This is a genomic window from Bacillus sp. D386, assembly GCF_006346415.1.
In genome coordinates this window covers 482,854-508,610 of the sequence record NZ_VEMV01000003.1, presented here as the reverse complement: position 1 = coordinate 508,610, position 25,757 = coordinate 482,854, and the positions used below count along the sequence as shown (strand labels likewise).

25 protein-coding genes are annotated in these 25,757 nt (G+C 37.8%); 5 read left to right on the top strand and 20 right to left on the bottom strand.

Going from position 1 to position 25,757, the window contains the following annotated elements:
- The first annotated feature begins 78 nt into the window (after positions 1-78).
- Positions 79-315: a hypothetical protein gene (locus tag FHY45_RS11230; RefSeq protein WP_139891889.1), complete on the top strand. Its 237-nt coding sequence runs from the start codon at positions 79-81 to the stop codon at positions 313-315.
- Between the two features lie 126 nt (positions 316-441).
- On the opposite strand, the gene FHY45_RS11225 is transcribed toward FHY45_RS11230, so the two are convergent.
- Positions 442-1,320, bottom strand: coding sequence for a GNAT family N-acetyltransferase (locus tag FHY45_RS11225; protein WP_139892018.1), 879 nt, complete (start codon positions 1,318-1,320; stop codon positions 442-444).
- A 274-nt stretch (positions 1,321-1,594) separates the two neighbouring features.
- Between FHY45_RS11225 and FHY45_RS11220 the strand changes: the two genes are divergently transcribed.
- Positions 1,595-1,969 carry a hypothetical protein gene (locus FHY45_RS11220; protein WP_139891888.1) on the top strand — a complete coding sequence of 125 codons (375 nt, stop codon included), beginning with the start codon at positions 1,595-1,597 and terminating at the stop codon, positions 1,967-1,969.
- Between the two features lie 15 nt (positions 1,970-1,984).
- Here the strand turns inward: FHY45_RS11220 and FHY45_RS11215 are convergent, their stop codons facing one another.
- The 15 genes from FHY45_RS11215 to FHY45_RS11145 all read right to left on the bottom strand — a co-directional run bounded on the left by FHY45_RS11215 (position 1,985) and on the right by FHY45_RS11145 (position 17,653).
- Positions 1,985-3,652: an FAD-dependent oxidoreductase gene (locus FHY45_RS11215; protein WP_139891887.1), complete on the bottom strand. Its 1,668-nt coding sequence runs from the start codon at positions 3,650-3,652 to the stop codon at positions 1,985-1,987.
- A 174-nt stretch (positions 3,653-3,826) separates the two neighbouring features.
- Entirely contained in the window at positions 3,827-4,390 is a 564-nt protein-coding gene (ahpC, locus tag FHY45_RS11210) for an alkyl hydroperoxide reductase subunit C (RefSeq protein WP_066103636.1), read from the bottom strand.
- 498 nt (positions 4,391-4,888) lie between these two features.
- Positions 4,889-5,365, bottom strand: coding sequence for a GNAT family N-acetyltransferase (locus FHY45_RS11205; protein ID WP_066103634.1), 477 nt, complete (start codon positions 5,363-5,365; stop codon positions 4,889-4,891).
- A complete protein-coding gene (locus FHY45_RS11200) occupies positions 5,362-6,864 on the bottom strand; it encodes a M81 family metallopeptidase (RefSeq protein WP_066104305.1) in 1,503 nt (500 codons plus the stop codon). The genes FHY45_RS11205 and FHY45_RS11200 overlap by 4 nt, the downstream gene beginning before the upstream one ends.
- A gap of 22 nt (positions 6,865-6,886) precedes the next feature.
- The gene (locus tag FHY45_RS11195) at positions 6,887-8,338 is read right to left on the bottom strand and encodes an aldehyde dehydrogenase family protein (protein ID WP_066103631.1); all 1,452 of its coding nucleotides are present in this window, start codon (positions 8,336-8,338) and stop codon (positions 6,887-6,889) included.
- A gap of 3 nt (positions 8,339-8,341) precedes the next feature.
- On the bottom strand, positions 8,342-9,640 hold the full coding sequence (locus FHY45_RS11190) for an aminotransferase class III-fold pyridoxal phosphate-dependent enzyme (protein WP_066103629.1): 1,299 nt from the start codon (positions 9,638-9,640) through the stop codon (positions 8,342-8,344).
- Positions 9,641-9,643: 3 nt separating this feature from the next.
- A complete protein-coding gene (locus FHY45_RS11185) occupies positions 9,644-10,990 on the bottom strand; it encodes an aminotransferase family protein (protein WP_066103627.1) in 1,347 nt (448 codons plus the stop codon).
- An 85-nt stretch (positions 10,991-11,075) separates the two neighbouring features.
- The gene (locus tag FHY45_RS11180) at positions 11,076-11,732 is read right to left on the bottom strand and encodes a 3-oxoacid CoA-transferase subunit B (protein WP_066103624.1); all 657 of its coding nucleotides are present in this window, start codon (positions 11,730-11,732) and stop codon (positions 11,076-11,078) included.
- Positions 11,729-12,388, bottom strand: a complete 660-nt coding sequence (locus FHY45_RS11175) for a CoA transferase subunit A (RefSeq protein WP_225983570.1) — start codon at positions 12,386-12,388, stop codon at positions 11,729-11,731. Before FHY45_RS11175 ends, FHY45_RS11180 begins: the two co-directional genes overlap by 4 nt.
- 96 nt (positions 12,389-12,484) lie before the next feature.
- A complete protein-coding gene (locus FHY45_RS11170; RefSeq protein ID WP_066103622.1) occupies positions 12,485-12,754 on the bottom strand; it encodes a YokU family protein in 270 nt (89 codons plus the stop codon).
- Positions 12,751-14,166 carry a lysine 2,3-aminomutase gene (kamA, locus tag FHY45_RS11165; protein ID WP_066103620.1) on the bottom strand — a complete coding sequence of 472 codons (1,416 nt, stop codon included), beginning with the start codon at positions 14,164-14,166 and terminating at the stop codon, positions 12,751-12,753. Before kamA ends, FHY45_RS11170 begins: the two co-directional genes overlap by 4 nt.
- Before the next feature lie 408 nt (positions 14,167-14,574).
- Positions 14,575-15,219, bottom strand: a complete 645-nt coding sequence (locus FHY45_RS11160) for an SDR family oxidoreductase (RefSeq protein WP_066104299.1) — start codon at positions 15,217-15,219, stop codon at positions 14,575-14,577.
- A gap of 28 nt (positions 15,220-15,247) precedes the next feature.
- Positions 15,248-15,832, bottom strand: coding sequence for an RBBP9/YdeN family alpha/beta hydrolase (locus tag FHY45_RS11155; protein WP_066103618.1), 585 nt, complete (start codon positions 15,830-15,832; stop codon positions 15,248-15,250).
- Between the two features lie 144 nt (positions 15,833-15,976).
- Positions 15,977-16,549 (bottom strand): nitroreductase family protein, encoded by a 573-nt coding sequence (locus tag FHY45_RS11150; protein ID WP_066103616.1) that lies wholly within the window; start codon positions 16,547-16,549, stop codon positions 15,977-15,979.
- A gap of 153 nt (positions 16,550-16,702) precedes the next feature.
- On the bottom strand, positions 16,703-17,653 hold the full coding sequence (locus tag FHY45_RS11145; RefSeq protein ID WP_077248015.1) for a peptidylprolyl isomerase: 951 nt from the start codon (positions 17,651-17,653) through the stop codon (positions 16,703-16,705).
- 430 nt (positions 17,654-18,083) lie between these two features.
- Between FHY45_RS11145 and FHY45_RS11140 the strand changes: the two genes are divergently transcribed.
- Positions 18,084-18,536, top strand: coding sequence for an OsmC family protein (locus FHY45_RS11140; RefSeq protein WP_066103613.1), 453 nt, complete (start codon positions 18,084-18,086; stop codon positions 18,534-18,536).
- A gap of 96 nt (positions 18,537-18,632) precedes the next feature.
- Here the strand turns inward: FHY45_RS11140 and FHY45_RS11135 are convergent, their stop codons facing one another.
- Genes FHY45_RS11135 through FHY45_RS11125 form a run of 3 tightly spaced genes read right to left on the bottom strand, consistent with a single transcriptional unit; the run spans position 18,633 to position 21,427 of the window.
- Positions 18,633-20,183 carry a flotillin lipid rafts scaffold protein FloT gene (locus FHY45_RS11135; protein WP_066103610.1) on the bottom strand — a complete coding sequence of 517 codons (1,551 nt, stop codon included), beginning with the start codon at positions 20,181-20,183 and terminating at the stop codon, positions 18,633-18,635.
- Positions 20,184-20,198: 15 nt separating this feature from the next.
- Entirely contained in the window at positions 20,199-20,732 is a 534-nt protein-coding gene (locus FHY45_RS11130) for an NfeD family protein (RefSeq protein WP_066103608.1), read from the bottom strand.
- 20 nt (positions 20,733-20,752) lie between these two features.
- Entirely contained in the window at positions 20,753-21,427 is a 675-nt protein-coding gene (locus tag FHY45_RS11125) for a PspA/IM30 family protein (RefSeq protein ID WP_066103606.1), read from the bottom strand.
- 230 nt (positions 21,428-21,657) lie between these two features.
- Here FHY45_RS11125 and FHY45_RS11120 point away from each other — a divergent pair, with 230 nt between their 5' ends.
- Positions 21,658-21,987, top strand: a complete 330-nt coding sequence (locus FHY45_RS11120) for a hypothetical protein (protein WP_066103604.1) — start codon at positions 21,658-21,660, stop codon at positions 21,985-21,987.
- Positions 21,974-22,129, top strand: a complete 156-nt coding sequence (locus FHY45_RS20550) for a hypothetical protein (RefSeq protein WP_175354253.1) — start codon at positions 21,974-21,976, stop codon at positions 22,127-22,129. Before FHY45_RS11120 ends, FHY45_RS20550 begins: the two co-directional genes overlap by 14 nt.
- Before the next feature lie 37 nt (positions 22,130-22,166).
- On the opposite strand, the gene FHY45_RS11115 is transcribed toward FHY45_RS20550, so the two are convergent.
- Positions 22,167-25,664 (bottom strand): S8 family peptidase, encoded by a 3,498-nt coding sequence (locus tag FHY45_RS11115; RefSeq protein ID WP_139891886.1) that lies wholly within the window; start codon positions 25,662-25,664, stop codon positions 22,167-22,169.
- Positions 25,665-25,757 lie beyond the last annotated feature (93 nt).

Genomic DNA, 25,757 nt, shown 5'->3' with positions numbered 1-25,757 from the left:
GTATATATTCTGCAAATTAAAGTTGTTATAATATTAACCAGAATACATAAACTTTCGAAAAAGATTGGAGGAGATTTGTTGGCTAAACAGCATTCACTAACTGAATACCTTATTCCAGGCAGTCTGTTAACTGGCCTTGGAATTGGACTATCCATTGGGTCTCCAGGTGTAGGGTGTCTTGTTGGTTTGGGCGGTGGCTTCCTATTAACGTCAATATGCAATATTTTTCTGGATGGACAATCCAAACTATTAGGGATGGAAGAACTCGAACAAAGAATCAGTAAACTTGAAGAGAACGCAAAAAAGAACGGATGAATGGTGAATAGTCGCACCATCTTCGTTCTTTTTTCTTTGTGATTATTTAAGTTTTAACCTTACTTGATTTAAATAATTTCCCCTTATATGATCATGTGATTCTTGTTCAAACAATTGATCATATACCTATTCGAAACTTTCCTTTTTCAACTCTCGGTTATACACTTCGAACAATTTTTCCACTGAAATACCATTGATTTTCATTCCTGTTATCTCACTTTCCGTGATTTCCAGATTACTTAGGTCACAATTCCTAATCTTTGATTCCTGGAGGTCACATCTTACAAAGGATATCGGATTTTTGTCATCTCCAAGATTTGTGTCCATAAATTCGATTCCTGCAAGGGTAACTAATCTCATATTAGAAAAGGATAGGTTTAAATCTGCAAAATAGGAGTGTTTTAAATTTATGTTTTGGAATTTTGACTGACTAAGATTACAGTTACTGAAATGAGTACTTCTCAAGTTACTGTTACTAAAAGAACTCTCTTCTAAGTTGACTTGGTACCATTCTGTATATGCCATATCACAATTTTCATATGGTTTATTTGAAATATCATGATTTTCTACCGAATTATCAGATTTTGTCAAACTCTCTTTCCTCTTTATGTAGCAAAACTCATCTTCCGACTTAAAGATCGTTTTATAGCCCAATTTCTCGTAAAAATGGTGATTATTAAGCTGTCTGCTGGATGTCTCAAGGTCCCATTGTCTTACGCTTGGAAATTTCTCCTCAATTAATTCCATTACTCTGGAACCGATTTTGAGATTCTGAAAATCTGGATCAACGTATATACGGTCTATTCTTCCATATGACTTATCGGTAATCGTCACGATAACTCCACCAACTATAGCCTCTTTATAGATGATTTTGTAATAGGATAATTCTTCGATCATATATTTAGTCATTTCAACTGAAGTATAGCCAGGAGGCTGGATATTGCAATCCACAATCTCTTGATCTATAAGCCATCTTTTTGCTTCTTCATCAAATGTTTTCTTCATTAGTTCTGTTAATTTTTCAGCGTCACAAAAGATTGCTTTTTCAATTGTTAACAAGTTGTAATCTCCTTTTTCAAAATTCGTATGGATAAACTGATGAATAGTTCTAAATTTTGTAACTATCAAGTGAATTCTACCATAATTTACAAGTTGCACGTCATTTATTTAGTTATTTGTTTAAGAATACAAACAATATAAACTGAAGTATTTATAGTCGGGTATAACCATCTCTATATTGCACAAAATGTAAAATAGAATATAACAAGGAGTCTAATATATGCAAAAAATTTTGTATCGTATAATATGGGTATTGATTTTATTAGGCATAAATCTTTGTGCCCTTCCCATTTCGATTTATTCGATCTTCGCAGTTGAAAAAGGGACAAACATTACCACAATGGACTATACTTTGGCAATTACCATTATGGTTATCAGTAATTTCATTACACTCCAGCTCTTCATTGCCATAAAAAAGAATCAAAAACAGAACGCAATTTATGGAATAATCATTGCTGTCACTCAAATAATTGCCTTCATTTTATTCATGCATTTGTATGAGATTGCAGGCATAATCATCTTTTTACTTTCACTCATTGCATCTGTTACCATGATCATAAAAACCTGGAGAAACAAAAACCCAGCCTTGATGTAAGGCTGGGTTAATTGTTTAAGCTTGTTGTAACACTGCTACAATTTCATTAATTTTTTTAGCTCCAAAGACTACTTGTTCATCATTAATAATCATGGCTGGAACACTCATTACTTTATATTTCTTTTTAATATCCTGGAAGTTACTGATATCAATCATTTCTGCTTCGACATTTGGGTTTTCAATTGCAATTCTTTGAGCACCCACAACAACATCTGGGCAGTAGTGGCATGATAAAGATACCATTACCTTAATATTTGCTTTTTTATCGATTGCTTTAATTGACTGTTGGATAGAGGAATCTAATGCTTGTCCAGGACCTGCCAGGTTATAAATGGCCAAGATAAAGGAATTAAGCTCATGTCCTCCCGGTACACCATGGAACTTCACGCCACTGTAATTCCCTTTATGATCAAGCAACGAAACAACCGGGAATTTATCAGCATTGATTTTCGTTTCCATTTCAGTATTTTCGCCTTTTGGATAAACTTCCAGATGAAGTTTATCGCCAAGTTCAGCAACATCGATCAAGAAATCACGTAATTCTACAGATTTAGGCATACTTTCATCCACAATACTTACTAATGTTACATCATTCTCCATTTTGGCAAAAATACCTTTTAGTTGTCCTTTGATGGCATCGCTTAGTAAGCTGCTCTTACCACTTTTAGCTGTTTCTTTTGGTGCAGATTCTTTTTTCTCTGCCGGTTTTTCTTCTTTTGGCTCATCTACAATGCCAAGACGCTCTTTTTCTTCAGCAACATATTTCTGTACGTCTGTTCCGGCAATCGCCCCATCGGCAACAGCTGTAATAACTTGACGTAAAGATTTTGGACGAAGATCTCCAACAGCATATACACCTTTAATATTTGTTCTCATTTCTTCATCTGTAATAATGTAACCACGTTCATCCATTTCTACATGACCTTTAAAGATCTCTGTCTTAGGCTGATATCCCACGAAAACAAATACACCGAATGCGCCATCTTCTTCTTTCGCTGTGTATTCCCATTCTTCCTTCGTTACATTATTAATAAATCGGGCATGCTGAACCATCTCCACCCCTGAAACCTCAAGCAATTCCGTATTAAATTTAACTTCTATATGTTCGTTGGCAAAAACCTTATCTGCGATAGAAGGAGCACAAGTAAACTCAGGTTCACGAGCAATAATGGTAACCTTGCTGGCAAAACGGGTTAAATACATCGCTTCTTCAGCTGCGGCAAATCCTGCTCCAATGACAAACACTTCTAATCCTTCGAAGAATTCACCATCGCATGTTGAACAGTAGGCAACACCACGGCCCGTGAATTCTGCTTCTCCAGGGAATCCAAGTTTACGAGGACCTGCACCTGCTGCAATGATTACAGATCTTGCCTGATACTCGCCATTGATCGTTTTGATTATTTTAACTTCTCCGGATAGGTCAACATCCGTAACATCTGTTTTGGTAAATTTAACACCAAAATCTTCACATTGTTTTTTCATTTCTTCTATTAATAAAGGTCCAGTCGTCTTACGAACACCCGGATAGTTAACAATTTCATTTGTCGTTGCAGCTTGGCCACCCATATTTCCTTTTTCAATAATAAGAGTGTTTAATTTTCCACGTCCGGCATAAATACCCGCTGACAATCCAGCAGGACCTCCGCCAATGATAATTAAATCTAAAATTCCTTTTGTCAAAATACTCACCTAATTTAGTAAACTTTTTAATAAAAAAGGTACTTATCATTTTAAGTACCTCATTTGATCATCTGATAGAAAAAACATTCAAAAACTGGACAAGCAGCTGTCAGTCCTTAAGATAAAATTTGCACTCATCTTCCATTAAGAAAGATAAATGCAAATGATTAATAATTATATTTTACCTACTAGGTCCAGGCTTGGCTCAAGTGTTTCTTCACCAGGAGTCCATTTTGCTGGACATACTTTATCACCGTGTTCTGCAACAAACTGAGCAGCTTGTACTTTACGCACAACTTCTTCAGCATTACGGCCAATACCTAGGTCGTGAATTTCATATGCTTTAATTTCACCCTCAGGATTCACAATGAATGTTCCACGAAGCGCTTGACCAGCTTCTTCAATTAATACTTCAAATTGACGAGAAAGAACATGCGCCGGATCTGCAAGCATAGGATATTTAATTTTGCCGATTGTATCTGTAGCGTCTGCCCATGCTTTATGTACAAAATGAGAGTCCGTAGATACGGAGTACACTTCGCAGTTAATTTCTTTAAGGGCATCATAATTATCTTGCAGGTCAGCTAATTCAGTTGGGCACACAAAAGTGAAATCAGCTGGATAGAAGAAAAAGATTGACCATTTACCTTGAACATCTGAAAGACTTACTTCTTTAAACTCTCCATCATGGTAAGCCTGTACTGTAAAATCCTCTAATTTTTTATTAATAAGTGACATATCGTATATCCTCCTAAACAATATCATCATCTAAGTGATGTTTAATACTATATTATAATAATTATTAAAAAGAAATTTGTCAATTGCTTATTTATAATTATTATCATATTCCTTTAAAATTTTCCGCTCTTTCCATTAGGTAAACTCAATAAAAACTCTCTATATAAACGGTAATCAGGATCAAACATAATTACTGTCGATACAGTAAATTTATCAATCGAATTGTATTTTAATGATAAAACGTGAGGGAAATCACCGAGTTATATTATATAAATATAATTTATTTTGCTTTTTTCTTTCACTTGCTAGTATGCCCAAAAACGTTCATTTTTTTCATCTGTTTATGTTTCAATACAATCTATTTATCAAGGTACTTTTTATCTTCATTTGAAGGTTTTGTTTTATAAAAAGAAGAGCCACACTGGCTGTAATAGTCCCTTTGCAGCCAATAATCATCAACGAAAAAAACGTGTGATTAGTCACACGTCCTGTTGTTGATTATAAAATTTTCTCCATATACAACCGATCCTCACCGTCTCCGAATTCACCATACCTTAATTCATTTACAGTAAAACCGATGTTTTTATATAATTTAACAGCAGCCGTGTTTGCTTCGCTTACAGTTAAACTGACTTTATGAAAACCATCATCCCTCAGAATGCTCAGAACCTCATGTAAAAATTGTGTCCCCAATCCTTTCCCATGCTGATCTGACCGTACATAGTAGCCAAATATATAAGCTTTATCCGGCTGATTATAATCTCTCATACATTCACAAACCGCAACTGGTCGTTCATCCCCCTGTTGTCTATAAAGGATTAGTTTTCCGTATCTCGCCAAAGGAACCAGTGTTTGTTCATCTACCGCTCCCAACCCAGGAAATGCATCCTTTTCGAGCTCCATCATCATGTTCTGCTGTGCAGGCGTTAGGGATTCGGGTATTTCAATGTAATACATCGAATTCGTTTGTGTCATGATTTTTTCCTCTCTTCTACCTTTAGAAATTCTATATTTTTTAAGGGCCATGTTTGTTCCGGGATATTTTTATAGGGTAGCTGTGCGATGTTATTAGTGGCCGCGCCCGGTGCATCAACATAAATGACTTCACTTATCAACGGATCAAAAGCTGCCCTGAAATGATTTTTAGCTTTCAATATCAAATACCTGTACGCACTTGGTTCTATCCCAATATGACGAAAAAGTTCAGGATCATTAGCAGACATAGGTCTTCCAATTAGGAGAATATCTATATTTCCTACTCGAATCCAACAAGCACCCTTAACATCTACTTTCAAATCTTTATTAAATGGTCCACTATTATAAAATACACCATCAGTTAACCTGATAACAGTTGCTTGCACATCAACCGGTAATCCAAACTCAGGATAGATTTTCCCGCCAAGTGACAGTTGGACGGTTCCACCAACTCCCACACTCCTACATATATCAATTGCCTTAGAATCCGTTAATGCTCCAAAAAGCGTTTTCTCTCTATTGTATTCTATACATTCTCTCAAAAGCTTCGTTGTATCTCCACTGCCACCGCTCAACGGATTATCAGAAATATCAGCTAATGCGATTGGTTTATTTTTCTTCATTGCTAACGCAAGCTGAAATGCTTCTTTAACATCAGGCAATTTGACGATAAATTCTTCCCTTAGTTTCCAAAATATTTTGGCCAAGTCACTGGCAGTACGTTCGGCCAACAACTGATTTTTAGCAATTACTATCACACTTGCACCTGCGCTCGGTACATCTGAATATGGAAATCCACCAAATACGGAAATGTTTAAAATACCATCTTCCTCTTCATAACGGTGAGCAAGCTTCATCATTTTTGCCATTGGACCTTCCATTGTCTTCATATTGATTGAGGGAAGCAGCATGGGAATTTTAACACATCTCGCTACATAATCTACACCAAGCGAAAGATGATTCATTAATGCATTCGCGGCATTTACTCCTTGCTCATACATATCAATATGCGGATAGGTTTTAAATCCAAAATGATAGGGTGTAATTCCAACGATGGCCGGACTAATATTGGCATGTAGATCCAGGGTCGTTGCAATCGGGATATCTACCCCAAGTTTTGCTCTAATCTTTAAAAGTAAATATTCTTCTGCATCATTAATTCCCTCAATGACCATTGCTCCATGCAGGGCAATCAATAATCCATCAAGCTTTCCTGCCGCTTCCATTAAACCCATAAGCTCTGTTTCAATTTCTTCGTATGTTTCATAGGTTACCGGACCCGAAGGAACAGCTGCTGCACAAAGAAGGGGGACTATCTCTACCTCTTCAAGTTTCCTCAGAACATCAATAAACCCGCCAACCTCTGTCCTTGTATTTGTATAAACGTCAAAAATTTGGTTCCCTTTAAAATAACCCTCATTCTTAAAATCCTGAATAGTCGTCTTAGTTCTAGAGAAACTATGGGATTCATGATAAAAAAAAGCTATTCCAATCCTCATTTGTTTCACAAGGGAATCCCTCCTATAGATAAGTCATATACACTGATTTCCATTCCGTCATACTATCCAAAGCATGATGGGATACTTCACGATGGCCATTCCCTGAATACTTCATCCCGCCAAACGCAACACCAATTTCAGCATTAGCAGTTCCGTTATTCACATAAACCAATCCACTTTCAATTTCAGCAGCAGCTCGGTTGGCAATAGACAAACTGCTTGTGAAAATGGATGTCGACAGTCCATATTTCGTATCATTATTAACCTCAATCGCCTCTTCATAGCTGTCCACTTCAATAAAGGCAAGAACAGGTCCAAATATTTCTTCTTTAGCAATCGTATGTTCCTTTTTCACATCACTGAAAATAGTTGGTTCAAAAAAACACCCTTCTTCGTTCGCTAATTTCTTTCCTCCACACTCCAATAAGGCTCCTTCTTCTGTAGCTATCCTTACGTATTTCTCAACCACCTTCATTTGCTGCTCATTTACTAAAGGACCTATATCTATATTTTCATTAAGGCCATTACCTATTTTCAATTCCTTCGTTAACTTTACGACCCTTTTCAATAAATCCACTTTAATCGATTGTTCAACAATAACCCGGCTTGTCGCCGTACATTTTTGGCCAGTTGTTCCATATGCACCTTTAACAATACACTCTGCTGCATAATCTAAATTAGCGTCCTGTAGAACAATTGCTGCATTTTTCCCACCTAGCTCAAGGGAAACCCTTTTTAATTGTTTGGCACCTACCTGTGAAAGCAGCAAGCCTACTTCAGTAGAGCCTGTAAAAGAGATCACTTTGACATCTTCATGTTCAGCAAGCTGCATTCCCACCTGACTGCCGCTCCCTGTAATGAGATTTAAAACCCCATTTGGGAGACCAATTTCATGAAAGACTTGCATAAATATACCTGCTGAGAGTGCAACCTCAGAAGCTGGTTTCCACACAATCGTATTCCCACTGATTAAAGCAGCACAAATTTTATAAGCGGCAAGCGCTACCGGAAAATTCCATGGAGTGATACATGCAACTACACCAAGCGGCTCACGATTCATCGTAATCGTTCGATTGTTGTTGCCGGAAGCAATGGTTTCACCATACATTCTGCGACCTTCCCCAGCCATATAGCGGCATGTTTCTATGACGACATTCACTTCCCCGCGTGTTTCCGCCAGAACTTTCCCCATTTCTTTGGTCATAACTTCGGCTAATTGATCTCTTTTTCGTTCAAATAATTCTGCTGCCTTCCATAAAAATACAGCACGTTCCGGCGCGGGTGTTCGTCTCCAGCTTTTAAAGGCAAGGTGAGCATGCTGTACAGCCTGGTCTACCTGGCTTGAAGTTGCGATTGCATACATACCCACCGCTTCATTCGTTGCAGGATTCTTGCTTTCCCGATAATTCTGATTTAAATCGTGAGTCCAATGACCATTCATGTAAAGCAGCTGTTTTGTAAATTCTTTGGACATTTACTAAATACCCTCCTTTACCACGTCTCCAATAACGGTTTCGAGAATGGTTAACCCAGCATCCAATTCTTCTGTTGATATATTTAATGGCAGCATGAGCCTGATGGTTTGCCCGTTAACTCCGCAGTTCATGATTAGTAAATGCTTATCCAGGCATCGTGCTTTGATAAGCGGCACAATGGACTTTTTATAGGATTCATTGAATTCAATGCCAATCATCATACCGATTCCGCGGACTTCTTTTATTGGCTCGTATCCTAGCAAACTATTTTGCAGCCTATTAACAATTTGCTCACCGAGTTCTTTACTCCTCTTTACCAGATTCTCTTCTTCAATCACCTGTATACTTGCTAGGGCAGCTGCACATGAGATTGGGTTGCCTCCAAACGTGGAGCCATGCCCCCCTACAGGCCATTTATTATGTAAATCCCTATTTGCCACAATTGCACCAAGAGGCAGTCCGCCTGATAAAGCCTTTGCTAAAACGAGAATATCTGGAGTTACTCCTGAGTGTTCCGAAGCAAACATCCGCCCAGTTCTGCCAAATCCTGTTTGAACCTCATCAAATATTAATAAAATACCATGCTCATCAGCAATACTCCTTAATTCCTGTAAAAACAATGGAGGTGCGGGATAGTAACCGCCTTCCCCCAAAACCGGTTCAACAAGTATAGCAGCCACTCTCGATGGGTCAATATGTAAATCAAATAACGAACGTAATTGGTTAATACAATAATTTGTCAAATCAGCATTATCGATATTTTTTACTAAACCGGGATATGGATAAGGTGTATGGTAAACCTCTCCTACCAGCGGTTCGTAGTACTTTTTATATTTACTGCTTGATCCTGTTACAGTAGTAGCACCTAACGTACGTCCATGAAAGGACCCATTGAAAGCGATAATTCCCGGGCGGTCAGTAGCCGCACGTGCCAGCTTCAATGCTCCATCAATGGCTTCACCGCCTGAATTTGAGAAGAATACAGTATCTAAATTACCTGGCGTGATTTGTGCCAGCTTTTCAGCCAAGCCGATCACAGTCTCGTAATAGCCATAATTCAAACCAAAATGAACGAGTCGCTCCGCCTGTGTTTTTATAGCGTTAACGATTCTTTCATGAGAATGGCCGAGTGCATTAACTGCTACCCCTGAAACAAAATCAATATACTCTTCTCCATCCTTCGTCCAAAAACGTGCTCCCTTACCTCGATCTATAATTAATTCCGTCACTCTTGTGCTAACTGGAGATATATGTTTTCTCGCTTTCTCTGTTAATTCAGTAACTTTTTCAGAATGACTCATGATTTACTTCCCCCTCGAATACATAAATTGTTGCAGAGCAAGTTCTAATATATTTATGATTGCATCGATTTCTTCCCTGGAGACTGTTAAAGGCGGAGCAATTAACAAATGATCACCTTCATAGCCATTGATTGATCCACTTCCAGGATAAAAGACAGCTCCAATTTGCATGGCAATCCGATTAATCACTTCAGATGTTGAGCTAGAGGGAGGGAATGGGTCTCCTTTCGGACTGGAAGCAAATTCAATGCCTATCAAAAGGCCTTTACCCCTTATATCCCAAATGACAGGGTAACGGTCCTGAAGCAGTTTAAGTTGTTTAATTAAATATTCACCCTGCATAACTACGTTGGGAAGAATTTTATTGTGAGCTAATTTTTTCAGAACTGCCAATCCGGCAGCGACAGAGACCGGATGGCCACTGTATGTATATCCATGCGCAAATTTCCCCTTGCTGTTTTGAATAATCCCTTTAATTAATCGATCGTGAACAATCATACCGCCAAGAGGCGAATAGCCGGCTGATACTCCCTTGCCAAACGTAATAATATCCGGTATGAAATCAAAATGCTCTACAGCAAAATAGGTCCCTGTTCTCCCAAAACCCGTCATCACTTCATCTGCAATCAAAAGAATATTATAATCGTCACATAACTTTCTGACCTCTTTAAAATACGAGTCTGGCGGACTTACACTTCCCAATTGGCTCCCGACGATTGGCTCAGCTATGAAGCAAGAAATTTGTTCCGGACCTATCTCAATAATCAACTTTTCTATATCCTTAATGCATGACCAATTGTGTTGTTGATTGCAATCATCGAGATTTCTTTGGTATGGGCATCGTTTACAATGAGGGGAATAAACATGTTTAAAATCAAGTAGATTTTGAGTGTATACCTGCCTTCTTTTAATATCGCCTCCAGCAGACAAGGATCCTAAAGTATTCCCATGATAAGATTGCCATCTGCCAATCACAATATGTTTTTCCGGATTTCCTGCACCTTTATGATATTGCTTTGCAAGTTTAATAGCACTTTCATTCGCCTCCGAGCCGCCACAGGTGAAATAAACCTTGTTTAATGGAACGGGAGCAATCTCCGCAATTCTCTCTGCCAGAAGATGCAATACCTCGGTTTCAAAACGCATCGAATGTACAAAGGCTGCTTTTTTTGCCTGTTCAGCCATCGCTTCAGCAATTTTCACATCCCCGTGACCTAAATTTGCGGCAACAGCACCGGAGCATGCATCAATATATTGCTTGCCATCCTGATCGTATAAATAAATCCCTTGCCCATGCGTTATGATTGGGTATTTATTCGTAAAATCACGATGAAATACATGGTCAGCCATTTGCGTCTCTCCATTTCATAGAGCTGTTCTATCATTTTTCTACATACAAGATATGCTTAAAAAGCAAGTTCAAGACTTTTTTATGCTACATATCAAAGCCAACAAATTCACTGTTTAATTGAATTCTGAAATCCGCTTCCGTTTTTTCTTTAACAGTTTCCACTGTTATTCCTGGACCAGTTTCCACTAAAATAAGCCCCCTATCATCGACTGCAAATACGGCCAATTCAGTTATAATGAAATCCACTCTGCGCTCAGATGTAAGCGGATAATTAAGATTCTTAACGAGCTTCGGCTTCCCCGCTTTTGTTGTATGTAAGGTTGTTACGATAATTCTTTTAGAGCCCTCTAATAGATCCATCGCTCCTCCTACACCCAAAACCGCTTTTCCTGGAACTGCCCAATTTGCTATCCTGCCCATTTCATCCATTTGCAGAACACCCAAAATCGAGACATCAATATGGCCCCCACGTATCATCGCAAAAGATGATGCACTATCAAAATAAGATGCACCAGTCATGACAGTTACAGGAAGCTTTCCTGCATTCACCAAATTGGGATCTGGTTCATTTAATGGGGTAGGTCCCACCCCAAGAATCCCATTCTCTGTATGTAGAAATACGGATAGATGAGGAGCGATAAAATCTGCCACCAATGTTGGAATCCCAATCCCCAAGTTGACAATATCACCATTTCCAAGGAATCGTGCAGCACGTTTGGCAATCGTCTCTTTTGCACTCACAACGACTCCTCCTTTAACACTAAGTAATCAACATACAAATGAGGTGTGATAATTTCCTCAGGATCGAGTTCTCCCGCTTCTACTATTTCATCAACTTCAGCAATCACGATATTCCCGGCCGTCGCCATAGCAGGATTAAAATTCCGGGCAGACTTTATATAAATTAAATTACCAAGTTTGTCTGCTTTATAGGCCTTAATCAGTGAAAAATCAGCCTTCAAAGAATGTTGCAATATATATTTATTATCATTGAATTTTTTTTCTTCTTTCCCATTTGATAAGTCAGTGCCTACTCCAACGGGTGTATAGAATGCTGGTATTCCAGCTCCACCCGCACGAATCGCTTCTGCCAGTGTGCCCTGCGGCAGAAGTTCAATCTCAAGCTCTCCCCCCAAATAAGCCTCCACTACATCCGGGTTGGATGTGAAATAAGAACCTATCCCCTTTCTTACCTTCTTTTTTTGAACAAGCACTCCAAGTCCCCTGCCTGGCTCACCGAGATTATTGCTGATAATTTCAAGATTATTTATCCCTTTTCGGTCAAGAGCGTGTACCAATGTTATTGGACATCCCACCAATCCAAAGCCCCCAACCATGATACGGGCTCCGCTCTTTAGCAAGGATGCTGCTGCATCAGGTAAAAGTACCGGTTTCAACCTATTCACCTCTGTCCATTTCATTTTAATAAAAACGCCAAAGAATATAGCTTTTCTTTGACGTTGAATAACTGAAATCGCTTACATATATTTTGTCTATTTGAAATAGTTTCGCTTTAATAACCTTGGTACTTTCATCAATTCTTCAAAATGTACAGTGCCTGTTAATTGTTTTGTATTAATGAGCAATAAATGGTCCTCAATCTCCTCAGTCTGTTCATCCGTTAAATATTCCATTTGGCAATTGCCACAATGGATGGCTGGTGTTTCCTTTATTTCTAGTGATTGCGTTCCATCTGGCAGCTCCCAAAATACAGTGGTATTGGTCTCAATTGCCCCATCTTGTTCACACCATTGGCATTTCATACTTTTGAATCCTCTTGATCAGTTTTAGTTGTTTTTGTTTGTTGGGCCTTGAATTTCTTTTCTTTTAGAACGTCCCGTTTATCTCGTTGATCTTTTAGTGACGAATGCTCCGGATTTTGTTGATAGGCGTTTCGCTTGTTGTATCTTTCTAATCCATCCGGAGTAATATTAAACTTTTCATCATCCATAATGGACAAGATACCTGTACTGTTGTAATCTTCATATACATTTGGGTATGTTTGTTTGAAATATTCATCTGCACGACCGGACACATAGTTCTCCGGTTCTGGATATGATGTAATCACACCTTCAAAATTACGTAAGATCACTTTATTTGAACTTTGTGAAATGATGTAGTTCGGCTGAAGCGGTATTTTTCCACCCCCGCCTGGTGCATCAACCACAAAAGTCGGCACAGCATATCCGCTTGTATGACCGCGCAGCCCCTCCATAATTTCTAAGCCTTTACTAATAGGAGCTCTGAAATGTCCAATTCCTTCTGATAAATCACATTGGTAAATATAATAAGGACGAACTCTTATTTTGACTAAATCATGCATTAATTTTCTCATGATTGGGACACTGTCATTAATCCCAGCCAAAATAACCGCCTGATTGCCCACAGGTACTCCCGAATCAATAAGCAGCTCGCAGGCACGCTTTGATTCTTCTGTAATTTCGATCGATGTATTAAAATGTGTATTCAGCCAAACGGGATGGTACTTTTTAAGAATGGTACATAAATCTTTAGTGATTCTTTGCGGAAACACGACCGGGGCTCTAGTTCCAATACGAATAATTTCTACATGAGGAATGGCGCGTAAGTTTTTTAATATATATTCCAGTATACTGTCATTAATGAGAAGGCCATCACCACCAGAGATTAAAACATCCCGGACTGCCGGTGTTTGGCTGATGTAATTGATTGCTTTATCCAACTGCTTCTTCGGAACTCCCATACCAATCTGACCAGAAAACCTTCTTCTTGTGCAATAACGGCAGTACATGGAGCATTGATTTGTTACTAAAAATAAGACACGGTCCGGATAACGGTGAGTTAACCCTGGAACTGGGGAATCTTCATCTTCATGTAAGGGATCCTCTAAATCATACACCGTTTTGTGGAGCTCTTTTCCTATGGGAACGGATTGCATACGGATTGGACAGCGCTCATCATCAGGATCCATTAAAGATGCGTAATAGGGCGTTATATTCAAGGGAATCGTTTTAGTTGAGATCCGTACACCTTCTTCCTCTTCTGGTGTAAGATTAATCACCTTTTTTAAATCATCAAGTGTTTTGATGGTGTGGGTTAACTGCCAAATCCAGTCATTCCACTGATCATCCGCTACATCCTTCCATAACTCGATTTCACTCCAATGGCGTTTAGGTTTGTATAAATTATAGTCCACTATTCTCCCTCCCATGGTACGTATTCCATAACATCTCGGCTATGTGAATGGATAATTATTCGAGCTTTGCTCAGAAAAACCATATCGGTGGCTTTATTGTCATTCGATTGGTAAATTGTACTCCATCTGAATGGTAAGCTCATTCTAAATCATTCAGCTCCTGAGCTGAGCGCTGAAAAGAAGTCTCCTACGGAATGAAGATTAACATTTAATTTTGATTTACAGATACAAAATCTAATATATGAGTGAATGAAAATATGGTGTATTTAACCCAATCTCAACCTATCACCTCTAACCTTACACTGTCAATGACAAAAAATTTTGACAATTTAAGTCGAAAGATTTTCATATTTTTTATGACAAACAAATAAAGCAGTTCAGCTAAAAACTGAACTGCTTCGACAAATTTTATAGTTGGTTAAGAGCTTCCTCAATCGGGGTATCACCTGATATTAGATCAAAAGAACGATTATAGTTTGCCTCATTCGTGAGGCAAGCCAAAATAGTTCGTGCCACATCCTCACGCGGTATCGTTCCAGCCTTTATTGTATCCCCAGTACGGATTTTCCCGTTTCCAGGTTCATTCAGCAATCCACCCGGCCTTATAATCGTATATGTTAATGGGCTGTTTTCCAGAATTCGATCTGCATAATGCTTGGCAACATAATAAGGTTTAATTTCATCGCTCCAGTTTTCGCGGTTGTTAGCCTGAAGGGCACTGACCAAAATAAATCGTTTGATTCCAGCCTTTTCAGCTGATTCCATCATTTTCACTGCACCATCAAGATCAATTAAAAGCGTTTTGTCATGACCTGTGCTTCCTCCTGACCCAGCTGTGAAGCATATCGCATCTGATCCTTCAATTTCCTTCGCCAGATTTTCTACGCTATCTTCTAAATTAGCAAGAACAGTCTGTATACCACTATTTTCAAATGATTTTACCTGCTCTTCTTTTCTGATCATCGCTTTTACATTGTGTTGTCCATCTTCCTTAATGAGGTGAACCAATTGATTGCCAATTTGTCCATTTGCACCAACTACTACTATATTCATAGAAACAATCACCGTCCTATCCATACATTCAGCCTTCATTTACTGCAAAATCATGATTTTGATCCAGACAATAATCAAGAATCCACTGCCATTTTCCAAAACCGGAGTCGATATTGATATGACCTTTATTCACAACCAAAAGTTGTATAATACCCAAGTCTTTATAAAATTGACTGTCTTCAACAGAGCAATAAGAATCGTTTGTGGATTGAATTTGCAGTGTATGATCAATAGACTGTATTAATTCTTTACCCTTAACTGGAAGGGGAAAAAACCTTTGGATGATTTCATGCTTTAAATAGGGAGAGGGCGGTGCCACTAAAATAACACGGTTAACCGATTTTTTTATCTTATGAGCATTTTTGAGAGCAAAATGAAGCCATAGGACACATCCTAAACTGTGAGCAACAACGGTTATATGGTCTGAGGTAATAGTTTGAAAGGTATCTTCCAATTTTTTTATCCACTTATCTTTATAAGGATCATCATATTCAGGAAGGGTCGGATAATAAACTGTTTCACCTGCATCCACCAGCTCATTATACAGCCAGGATTGCCAATGTTCAGGTCCGCTTCCGCCAAGTCCATGTATTATGAGAAAACTTCGGTCCATATTAACCCCTCCTTTTACCGATTTTATTCCATACTAAGTTTATCAGATTAATATATTTTATGTCTACTTTTATAGTAATCAAACTTTTTCCAAAAAATAAACCGGTACAGAGTGAATATCCTCTTTGTACCGGCTTTCGTTAATTTAATTGGTTATCCATGTGGTCACTTCATCAATAGATTTTCTTGAACCTTCTTTAGGATTCATATCTGGATATCCTAAATAGATAAACCCAGTTACAGCACCATCCTCAGAGAGATTAAAAGCCTTACTCATCCGTTTATCATGGCATTGTTTCCCGGTTCTCCATACGGCACCCAGTCCAAGAGCGTGAGCTGCCAGCAGGATATTTTGTGTAGCTGCATGGACAGCAGCGTATTCTTCTTCAATCAGAACCTTTTCATTCTTCACTGGTTCAACGGCAGTCACTATGATAACAGGAGCACGATAGGGATTCTTGCTTACTTTTTCTAATCTTTTTTTACTTTCTTCTGACTCAAGATCATCTAATTCAGATTTCAGGATATCCACTAACACATCACTGAGGATTTTTCTGCCATCCTCTTTCAAAACAAAAAACTTCCATGGTTCTGTACGATGATGACATGGTGCCCATGTTCCCGCTTCAATAATTTTATGTATGAGCTCATCAGGTATCGGCTCATTTTTAACCTTGCCAATACTTCTTCTTCCTTTAATGGCTTCAAATAGTTCCATAAACATTACCTCCCTATCTATTTCTCTCTATATTTTGTAAAATTTAGTTACTACTATACTATATATCCCTATGTTAGAAAGTACAAAAATTTCTTCTTCTCAAACAAAAAAGAGCAAACCAGTAACGGCTTGCTCTTAATCATTTATACATAATTATTCAAATTTATTTTTAATTTTATAATCTTTCTTTAAATCTTCCAACCATGTGCTGTACTCAGAAGATATCTTTTCGCTTAGAGCGGCTTCTTTAGCATCCTCTTTTGATTCTTCATAAGTGGATTCTTTAGCTTCTTTATGGCCTGTAGCTTTAATAATGTGGTAGCCATATTCTGATTTAACCACATCACTTACTTCATCAACTTCTAAAGCGAATGCTGCTTTTTCAAACTCTTCTACCATTTCTCCTTCAGAAATATAGCCGAGCTCTCCACCATTTTCAGCAGATGCTGTATCAGTGGAATTTTCTTTGGCGAGTTCAGCAAAATCCTCGCCGTCTTTGATTTTTTTCAATAATTCCTTTGCTTTGTCTTCGTCTTCAACAAGGATGTGGCTAACTTCAACTTGTTCAGATTGATCATAATTTGCTTTATTCTCTTCATAATAAGCTTTTACTTCATCCTCAGTGATTTCAATATCTTCCTGCATTAACTTTTCGATTTTAATATTTACCGCTATATCCTCTTTTAAATCATCAAGAGTTAAACTGCTAGCTTCAAGTGCTGATTTTAAAGCATCCTCTCCACCATAGCTTTCTATATATGCATCTACTTCTTTATTAATTTCACTATCATTAACTTTTATATTGCGCTCATCTGCTTCCTTTTCAATAACCTTCATCGTAACTAAGCTATCTACAGCAGAAGCTCCATACACATTGGCCATTGTGTCATATAATTCACTTTTAGTAATACGGTCGCCATTGACACTGCCTACTGTTTGAGATTTAGTATAAGCATATGCTCCGCCAGCTATAGCTGCAGTTAATACGGCAGCTGCTGCAATACCAGCAATCCATTTTTTATTTTTACGTTTTTTTGTTTGATCTGTTTTTATTTCAGTAGCTTTCTCTTCTGTATCTGAAGTATTCTTTGTCTCGTTGGTCATAATATAACTCCTATCGAAATAAAATTTATGTTGTCTGTTAACAATACTATAATCATATAATGTGTCAGGAATATGTCAAATATAAAATACCCACTGTCAAATATTGTTTAGTCAATGAAACAATGAATATTATTAGCATTACTATATGTAATATTATCTAATATAGTATATAAAAATATCATAAAGTGAAAATATAACCACTAGTTGAATTTGCACTGTATGTTTTCACTCCCTAAAGGATACTGTTCTACAAAAATAGATCTTCAACCATTAATTTTCTAACATAATAATATGTTCCAACCTTGTCCTAAAGTATGGTTAGACGATTAAAAATAAAAACTCCTTTTCAACTATATTTAAGCACTTTGTGTGAATAAGATTCATTTACGCATTAAAATGAAGATAATAGTAAAATAAAGGGGACTTTATAATGGCAGAGCATCAATTTATTTTAGAGGCTGTTTGGCCTGGATTACGAAACGATATAGGAGAAATACATACTAAAAACCTTCATACTAAAGTTTCGATACCGGAGGAAATGGATGGACCTGGAATCGGAACAAATCCTGATGAAATGTTACTTGGTGCTGCAGCAACCTGTTATATTATTACGCTGGCAGCCATGATGGAACGCAGCTATTTAGAAAAAGAAGGGTTAACCTTACAGTCAGCGGGAATTGTCGATGTAACAAACGGTGTGTTTACCTATAAAAAGATCATTCATCGGCCAACGATTATACTAAAGGACTCTGCAACAAAAGAAGATATCGGACTTGTCCAAAAACTAGCCCAAAAAGCTGAAGCATCCTGCATGGTCAGCCGTGCTCTCAAAGACAATGTAGACATAGAATTAGAAATCACGGTTAAGCGTATTTCTGAATAATGGTTATATACTCTAGAAGATTTTGAGTTTATTCAATCCTAATATCCGTAATAAACAAGAAACAACCTGAGCCCATATGAACTCAGGTTTGTTTATTTAGAGTTGATCTGGAGTACGATCAAGTCCCTTAACAATAGGAATCTCAGTTTTAGCCAACTCTTCTTCAAGGTTTATTCTGGGACTGACGCCTGAATTTTTACCTGCAAAGCTTTCAATTAACTCTTTCATGTCGATACCGGAGGATGCTTTTAATGACTCTTGTAAAGTTGCCATTAAATTCGTCGCATATCCGGTCACTTTATTGGCGCCGCCGCCTGTACCGCCGCTCCCTGTATCAACAATCGTAATTTTATCAATACTGCTCAGCGGTTTAGCCACTTCCCTTGCATATTCCGGAAGCATTTTTAACATCATATCCATAACAGCAGCCTGACCAAATTGCTCGAAGGCTTCTGCGATTTTTTGCTTTGCTTCCGCTTCCGCCAAACCTTTTAAACGAATGATATCCGCTTCGGAAACCCCTTGTGCTCTTTGTGCTTCTGCTTTTGCAAGACCATCTAAACGTACTCTCTCTGCTTCCGCTCTCGCCATTGCTTCGATGCGATATTGATTGGCATCGGCTTCAGTTAATTGCTTTGTTTTTTCCGCAGAAGCTGCTTGTTCAACTGCGTAGCGATCTGCATCCGCCTTTTTCTTCACTTCAGAATCATATTGCTTTTCACGGCGTAAAATTTCTTTTTCTTCTAATTCAATCAGCTTCTGCCGCTCAATGATTTTAATTTGCATCTCTTGTTCCGTAACATCTTGCTTAGAACGTGCAGTCTCCAAATCATATGCCTGATCGGCTTTTGCTTTAGCAATATCCTGTTCACGTCTGAATTCAGCAATTTTCAATTGATTTAATTTTTCTGCCTCTGCGATTTCAGTTGCACGTTCAAGTTCAGCTTTTTGCGCTTCCTTGGATGCTTCAGCCCGTTTGATCCGTGTTTCTTTATCGGCTTCGGCTGTTGCGATATCCGCATCCCTTTTCACCTGAGCTATTCTCGGTTTACCAAGCGATTCCAAATATCCATTTTTATCACGTACATCTTTAATTGTAAATGAAACGATAACCAATCCCATTTTCGCTAAATCCTGTGAGGCAACCCTCTGCACTTCCTGTGAAAATTTTTCACGGTTTTTATAGATTTCCTCAACTGTCATCGAACCAAGAATGGAGCGTAGATGCCCTTCCAGTACTTCTCTTGCTTCCTGTTCACGGTCATCCTTCGTTTTCCCTAAAAATTGTTCAGCAGCCGTTGCAATTTCAGAAATGGTATTACCTATTTTAATAATGGATACACCATCGGCCATTACCGGCACACCCTGTTCGGTATATACTTCCGGTGTTGAAACCTCTAATTTACTCGATAATAAGCTCAACGGCTCAGCTTGCTGGAATACTGGAAGAACGAAGGTCCCTCCTCCGCGTACAATTTTGATTCGATTTCCGGATTCATCAATATGTACATTTTTACTGCCTAAGTAACTGCCCGTGACAATCAATGCTTCATCAGGACCAGCTGTTCTATATTTTGTAACAAAAACTCCTATAAGGGCTAATAAAATAAATACCACTGCACCAACAATACCGTAGATTAATGTCATACTACTCCCACTCTCCTATCCCAGTTCATTTAATTCTTCATGTGGACTGACATGCAGAACACCATTTTGGATATCAATGATTAATACCTTTGTCTCAGATGGTATCGCTTCTTGGTCAAAACTTACGGCCGGCTTTGAAAACGTTCCGCTTTTACTTGTTATTAATACTTCACCATACCCATTAACAGGTACTGATGTTATCACTTTTCCCAACCGTCCCTTTAGTTCATCCTCGGTTATCGTTAAAGATTCATGAGCTGCCGACAAGGGGACTAAAACGAATAGATTAATAATAGAGACAAGTATAAAAGCAATTGCGAAGGAAATAAAAAAAATGGGAAGTGCCCGCAATGAGGTTAAAGAAACAAGCACATACCCTGATCCGCTTGCAATGGTCAAAAAGCTTAGTATAAGGGTTGGGTTTAAAAAGTCAGGGAGGTCTAATCCGGCAAACAGATCATTAAATAATATGAAGAAAAACGTAAGGATACCGGATATAATCAGTGAATATAAGAAAAAATCAGCTAATTCCACCCCTAAAAATTCCATACTAATCAACCCTTTATCAGTTATTTTTCGCTATTCAATGAATCCTTTAATCTTTGTAATTCTGATTCAACTAATTTTTCGGTTTCCATCTTTTTAAACTCATTATCAATTTCAAGATGATTACTTTTAAGCTCTTTACTGACTTCCGCTTCTGCTTCATATTCCATTACTTTTTGTTCCATTCGTTCAAATCCAGCTTTGGCCGAATTTCGACTTTCTGTATGGAAAGAACGATTTACTGAAGCTTGCACTTTAGCAGAAAGCGCTCTTGCCTTTAATGTATCTCTGCGCATCACAAGTTCCTGATAATCAGCTTTCATTTCTCGCAGTCGATTTTGCAAATCCTTGACATTTTGTTTAGCCTGTTCATGCAAATTCTCCAATGAGGCAAGCTCAATCCCGAGCTGAAGTTTGTTTTCTAAAGCTTGTTTTGCAAGCGTCTCTTTACCAGCTTGAATGGCTTCCATTGCCTGAGTATTACGTTTTTCAATCAGTAATTTTAAATCGGTGATTTTTCTGTGGGTTAATTTCTCCTCAGCCATGACCTTTGCAGTTGTCTTCTCTGCTTCTTCAATTTCATGATTCATTTCTCTTAGGTATTGGTCGGCCATTTTAATGGGATCTTCTGCTTTTTCAATGAGTGCATACAATTCTGAACTGACCACCGTCTTCATTCGTTTAAAAAACTCAAACATCTTATCAACCTCCTAGGATAATCTTACCATTTTATACGGTTGAATATCACTGAAAGTTTCAATTATTTTACAATATTATAATAATTCAAAAAATTTTTATTAATGAAATACGATAGTTATTCACACCATGAATAATCTAATCATGCTTTTTGCTCAATCTTTTACTCCGCAATAGCCTTTATAGTAAGCTTAAAAAATAACAACATAGTTATTCTGAAAGGAGATTTTCATTGAATATAGAAAAACCAGAATCAATCGATGCAATTATAAGTGACTTAAATAATGAAATAAGCTACTCTTTAACTACTCTTTCACCGTTTAAAAAAACACCGGAAGAGTTAAAGGCGGCCAGCCAATTGGCTACATTAAGAGATTCAGATATAATGGCTATTTCGTCAATGGCTCGTATATTGATTTCTCAAAGTCAACACCAAACAGATCAAGAAATAGCATCCAAACTAATAAAAGAACTATCCAATTCTCATCCGAATCGTTTCATCAAAAAAATATGCAAAAAGATGGCAAAGCAAAAGTGGGGTGAAAAACATGAGACAGAATGACCTTCATCATTTATGGGAGAAAATTAAGCCAATCACATCAGATCCCATTATCCAAAAACAATTCTGGAGCATTCTTGTCAAACTAATTAAAAACGAACGAAATCTTCAAAACCAACTCCCCATTCAGAAGGAAGAAGTGTAAAAAAGGTTTCCAGAAAACCTGGAAACCTTCTAAGTACCTATTTCTTTTCTTGCACGCGGATTGTGTACGGTGACAGAGAAGCAGAACCTTGAGCATCTTTTAATTTTATATAATAGGTACCTTTTTTAAGACTGATATTTAAAACTTCTGTATCATTTCCAGCATATCGGTCAGAGCCGGCGATTTTTTTGCCATTTTGATAAACCTCAAAGGCTCCATCCAATTCCCTGCCGCCACTTAAAGTGATTTGACCGCTGAAGGCTTTATCCACTTTAAGCTTGTACCAATCTTCATCATTTTTCTTTGTATTAAATGCGTTAAATCGGCCTGTTTTCTCCCATTTTCCCTTCGATTTCTTAAAGCTGATTGGTTTTGATGGTTTATTTTTCTTAATAACAGTCCCGGCATCTTCATCTTTGTGATTCACTTGACTGAGCTTAAACGTATATTGAGTTAAAGAGAATGGTAAATATTCCCCATCACCCATAATCGCGATAAAATACGCTTTACCCTTTTGGAAATAATGTGAGCCATATGCACCTGCAGGATCATAATAGGAATCTATATATTTAATCGTATCTAAATCCGCATCATCTACATTCTTGTTATTATTTTTATCTTCCATTACGGCAATATACGAATAAACATCACCTTTAACTAGTGCAGGGAGTCCTGGTGTGCTTGGTTTATTATTATCCACCGTTAATGCATAGTTACCAGATGCTTTGGCTGTGTATCTAAACAGATCCGTATCCGATAATTTTGCGTAATCTCCTTTAACAGTAGTACCAGGAAGAGTCTTTACGTTTTTCATAGAATCGTTGTTCTCGTATTTATCAGCAGGCTTACCTACCAATCTTGATTCAAAGAAATATTTATCCGTAGAATAGGAATCAGACATCCAATCCATCTCAATCTTCATATAATAGGTTTTTCCAGCTTCAAGTGAGGCATAAAACGTATTAAGCTTTTTGCCGGTAAATGGATCATAATTATCAGCAACTGCTTCTAGTAAACGGATTTCATTTCCGTCTTCACCTTCAGATTCAACGACCTGATAAATGGAGTACGAATGTTTAGCTGTACCTAAATCAAAGGCATGGATTCCTGCTGATGTTACATTGACTTTATACCAATCTTCATCATAGCGTGACTGTAAATAACCCGATTTTTCACTTGTTAATTTATACGGAATGGCCATTTCATTCAGCATTTCAATTACTTCATCGTCGCCTTCTTCTTCCCAATATTCTTCATCATCACCAACATATTCTTCTTCTTCGTCATACTCTTCATCACGATCATAAATGGAATGAATTCCATCCTCGTCCGCTGGCATTTTGACTAGGCTGGCCTTGAAAATATAGGGATCACCGTTTTGTCTGATTGCACCAGTTATCTTGGTAGCCGATGATTCGAATCCTTCTGAAAGGATAAAAAAGTCAAAGAAACTTTCGGAATATCCTTCATATTTGTTAGAAATTTTAATGGTATAGGTTGTTTTAGGCTCAGCAGTGAATACATCCTGTTCACTTTCTCCGATGGTGCCGCTGTTAATTTCCTGTTCAAGAATATTAACATGCGTTGGCTCTTCTTCTGAGTTACCATCCTCTATGTCTCCATCTGCTTCCTTACTCATACCCTCACCTTCAGTAATTTCCTCCTTTTCTTCCAACTCCTCTTCATCTCTAATGTCTGTCAAAGCATAGACAAACATGCTGACGTCTGCACCAGGTGTACCATTTACAGAAAGCTTAATGTTTTCCTCTTTTTCACCCGTTGTAAATTGAAAATAATCATCATCTCCATTTTCGCCAACAAGATGCATTTTTTTACCGGTAGTATCATATGACAATTTTGGTATTATAATCGGGTTTTCTTTACCGGATTCATCTTTTGAAACAGTTACTTTTTTGAATACTAATTCATATTCAGATAATTTGCTTCCGGCCACATCGTAATTTCCGCTAATATCTTTAACACCAACGGTCAAAGTACCATCGTATGGTGCTTTAAAGTAATAACCCTCTGTTTTACCTTCAGTGACATCATCGATTTTTTTCGTGCTTGATTTATCCTTTCCATACATATTCACAAGTATTTGGGAATCAAACACTTTAGATCCCATTAAATTGATTTGATATGTTTCACCTTTTTTTACGGTATGCTTAATCCAGTGCTGTTCCAAAGGTTTCATAAATGTTTTTTTCACCGTATAGCTGCTGCCAACCGTTTTAGCACTTTTCATAATTGTATCCTTATTCCACACGGCAGTAGTTAAGGATGGAATTTTTTTAATATCAAAGCTTAAAGCAGATGATGGGTTGATTAGTCCATATCCATATTTCTTATCGTAGCCCTTCGTACTCAAATCGGTAGCTGTTTTCTTCAAGATGTATTCTACCTGTTCCGGTTTTAATTTAGGATATTTAGATAATAATAAAGAAACCGTACCAGTCACCATTGGAGCTGCCATCGATGTGCCGCTAAATGAAGCAAAAGTCGATTTTTTCTCATAATCATAGATTGGTGCATAAACATTATCCCCAGGTGCTACCAAATCTGTCGATACACCATAGGATGACCAGGATGTCAGTGTTTTGCTTTTATTCACAGCACCGACACTAATGACTCCTTCATATGCAGCCGGGTAACCTTTCATATCAGATCCTTCATTACCAGCCGCAGCAACAATCACAATTCCAGCCGCTTTCGCTTTTTTGATTGCGGCTTCAAGAACCGGTGAACTGAATGGGCCACCTAAGCTTAAATTAATTACCTTCGCTTTCTTTTTAATCGCATATAAAACACCTTCTGCGATATTGTAATCATACGCACCCCATTCTCTATTAAATACATCAATAGATAAAACCGAGGCATTTGGATTTATGCCATATCCGCCAATTCCATTATTCTTCTCAGCTGCAATTATGCCGGCTACATGTGTGCCATGATCCTCCGGCAATGAGGCGTTAACTGGATTATGGACATTATAGCTTGATACAATTTTGTTTTTTAATTCAGGATGATTTTTATCAATTCCCGTATCAATCACAGCCACCAATACTTTATTTTTCCCTGCTTTTTTCTGTGCAGCAGGTAAGTTTAACAGCTTGTTATAATATTGTTGACTGATCTTAGGATCGGTTTTGACAGAAGAAGTTTTATACTTTACGCTCGGCGAAATCGATGTGACCGAATTAGATTTACTTAATTCCGTGTAAGCTTGTTTAGCTGCGGATGCTGTTTTAAATTTTACAACTGAATAACCAAGGTTCCCGCCAGCCTTCATCACTTTCCCCTTATATTTGGTCAGGGTTTTCTTAGATAACGATCCACTATGCTTAATAACCAAGGTGTCTGCCTGAATATATTCGTCATATTTCTTCGTTGTTGGTTTGTAAATTTTTTCGGAACTGCGGATTTCATCTCCCTTTTGGTTTATTGAACTCACCTTTGCCGCAGCAAATACCCCACTTGTACCCGACGTGAGCAGCAATGCGGTAGCGGCTATGACAGCTACTATCTTTTTCATTCTTTCTCCCCTTTTTGTCTTCACTGATTTTTAAATTGAAGACTATTACCATTTCGTTACATTTATGTAAATAACCTGCTGTTAATTATGAAA

Bases quoted from the DNA above. Each gene is read 5' to 3' on its own strand.
- FHY45_RS11190 (WP_066103629.1), bottom strand. From the start codon at position 9,640: ATGAGTCATTCTGAAAAAGTTACTGAATTAACAGAGAAAGCGAGAAAA.
- FHY45_RS11195 (WP_066103631.1), bottom strand. From the start codon at position 8,338: ATGTCCAAAGAATTTACAAAACAGCTGCTTTACATGAATGGTCATTGG.
- FHY45_RS11225 (WP_139892018.1), bottom strand. From the start codon at position 1,320: ATGAAGAAAACATTTGATGAAGAAGCAAAAAGATGGCTTATAGATCAA.
- FHY45_RS11155 (WP_066103618.1), bottom strand. From the start codon at position 15,832: ATGGACCGAAGTTTTCTCATAATACATGGACTTGGCGGAAGCGGACCT.
- FHY45_RS11160 (WP_066104299.1), bottom strand. From the start codon at position 15,219: ATGAATATAGTAGTAGTTGGTGCAAATGGACAAATTGGCAATCAATTG.
- FHY45_RS11130 (WP_066103608.1), bottom strand. From the start codon at position 20,732: ATGGAATTTTTAGGGGTGGAATTAGCTGATTTTTTCTTATATTCACTG.
- FHY45_RS11115 (WP_139891886.1), bottom strand. From the start codon at position 25,664: ATGAAAAAGATAGTAGCTGTCATAGCCGCTACCGCATTGCTGCTCACG.
- FHY45_RS11150 (WP_066103616.1), bottom strand. From the start codon at position 16,549: ATGGAACTATTTGAAGCCATTAAAGGAAGAAGAAGTATTGGCAAGGTT.
- ahpC (WP_066103636.1), bottom strand. From the start codon at position 4,390: ATGTCACTTATTAATAAAAAATTAGAGGATTTTACAGTACAGGCTTAC.
- FHY45_RS20550 (WP_175354253.1), top strand. From the start codon at position 21,974: ATGAGACAGAATGACCTTCATCATTTATGGGAGAAAATTAAGCCAATC.
- FHY45_RS11140 (WP_066103613.1), top strand. From the start codon at position 18,084: ATGGCAGAGCATCAATTTATTTTAGAGGCTGTTTGGCCTGGATTACGA.
- FHY45_RS11145 (WP_077248015.1), bottom strand. From the start codon at position 17,653: ATGACCAACGAGACAAAGAATACTTCAGATACAGAAGAGAAAGCTACT.
- FHY45_RS11220 (WP_139891888.1), top strand. From the start codon at position 1,595: ATGCAAAAAATTTTGTATCGTATAATATGGGTATTGATTTTATTAGGC.
- FHY45_RS11135 (WP_066103610.1), bottom strand. From the start codon at position 20,183: ATGACATTAATCTACGGTATTGTTGGTGCAGTGGTATTTATTTTATTA.
- FHY45_RS11170 (WP_066103622.1), bottom strand. From the start codon at position 12,754: ATGAAATGCCAATGGTGTGAACAAGATGGGGCAATTGAGACCAATACC.
- FHY45_RS11125 (WP_066103606.1), bottom strand. From the start codon at position 21,427: ATGTTTGAGTTTTTTAAACGAATGAAGACGGTGGTCAGTTCAGAATTG.
- FHY45_RS11205 (WP_066103634.1), bottom strand. From the start codon at position 5,365: ATGACACAAACGAATTCGATGTATTACATTGAAATACCCGAATCCCTA.
- FHY45_RS11185 (WP_066103627.1), bottom strand. From the start codon at position 10,990: ATGGCTGACCATGTATTTCATCGTGATTTTACGAATAAATACCCAATC.
- FHY45_RS11200 (WP_066104305.1), bottom strand. From the start codon at position 6,864: ATGAGGATTGGAATAGCTTTTTTTTATCATGAATCCCATAGTTTCTCT.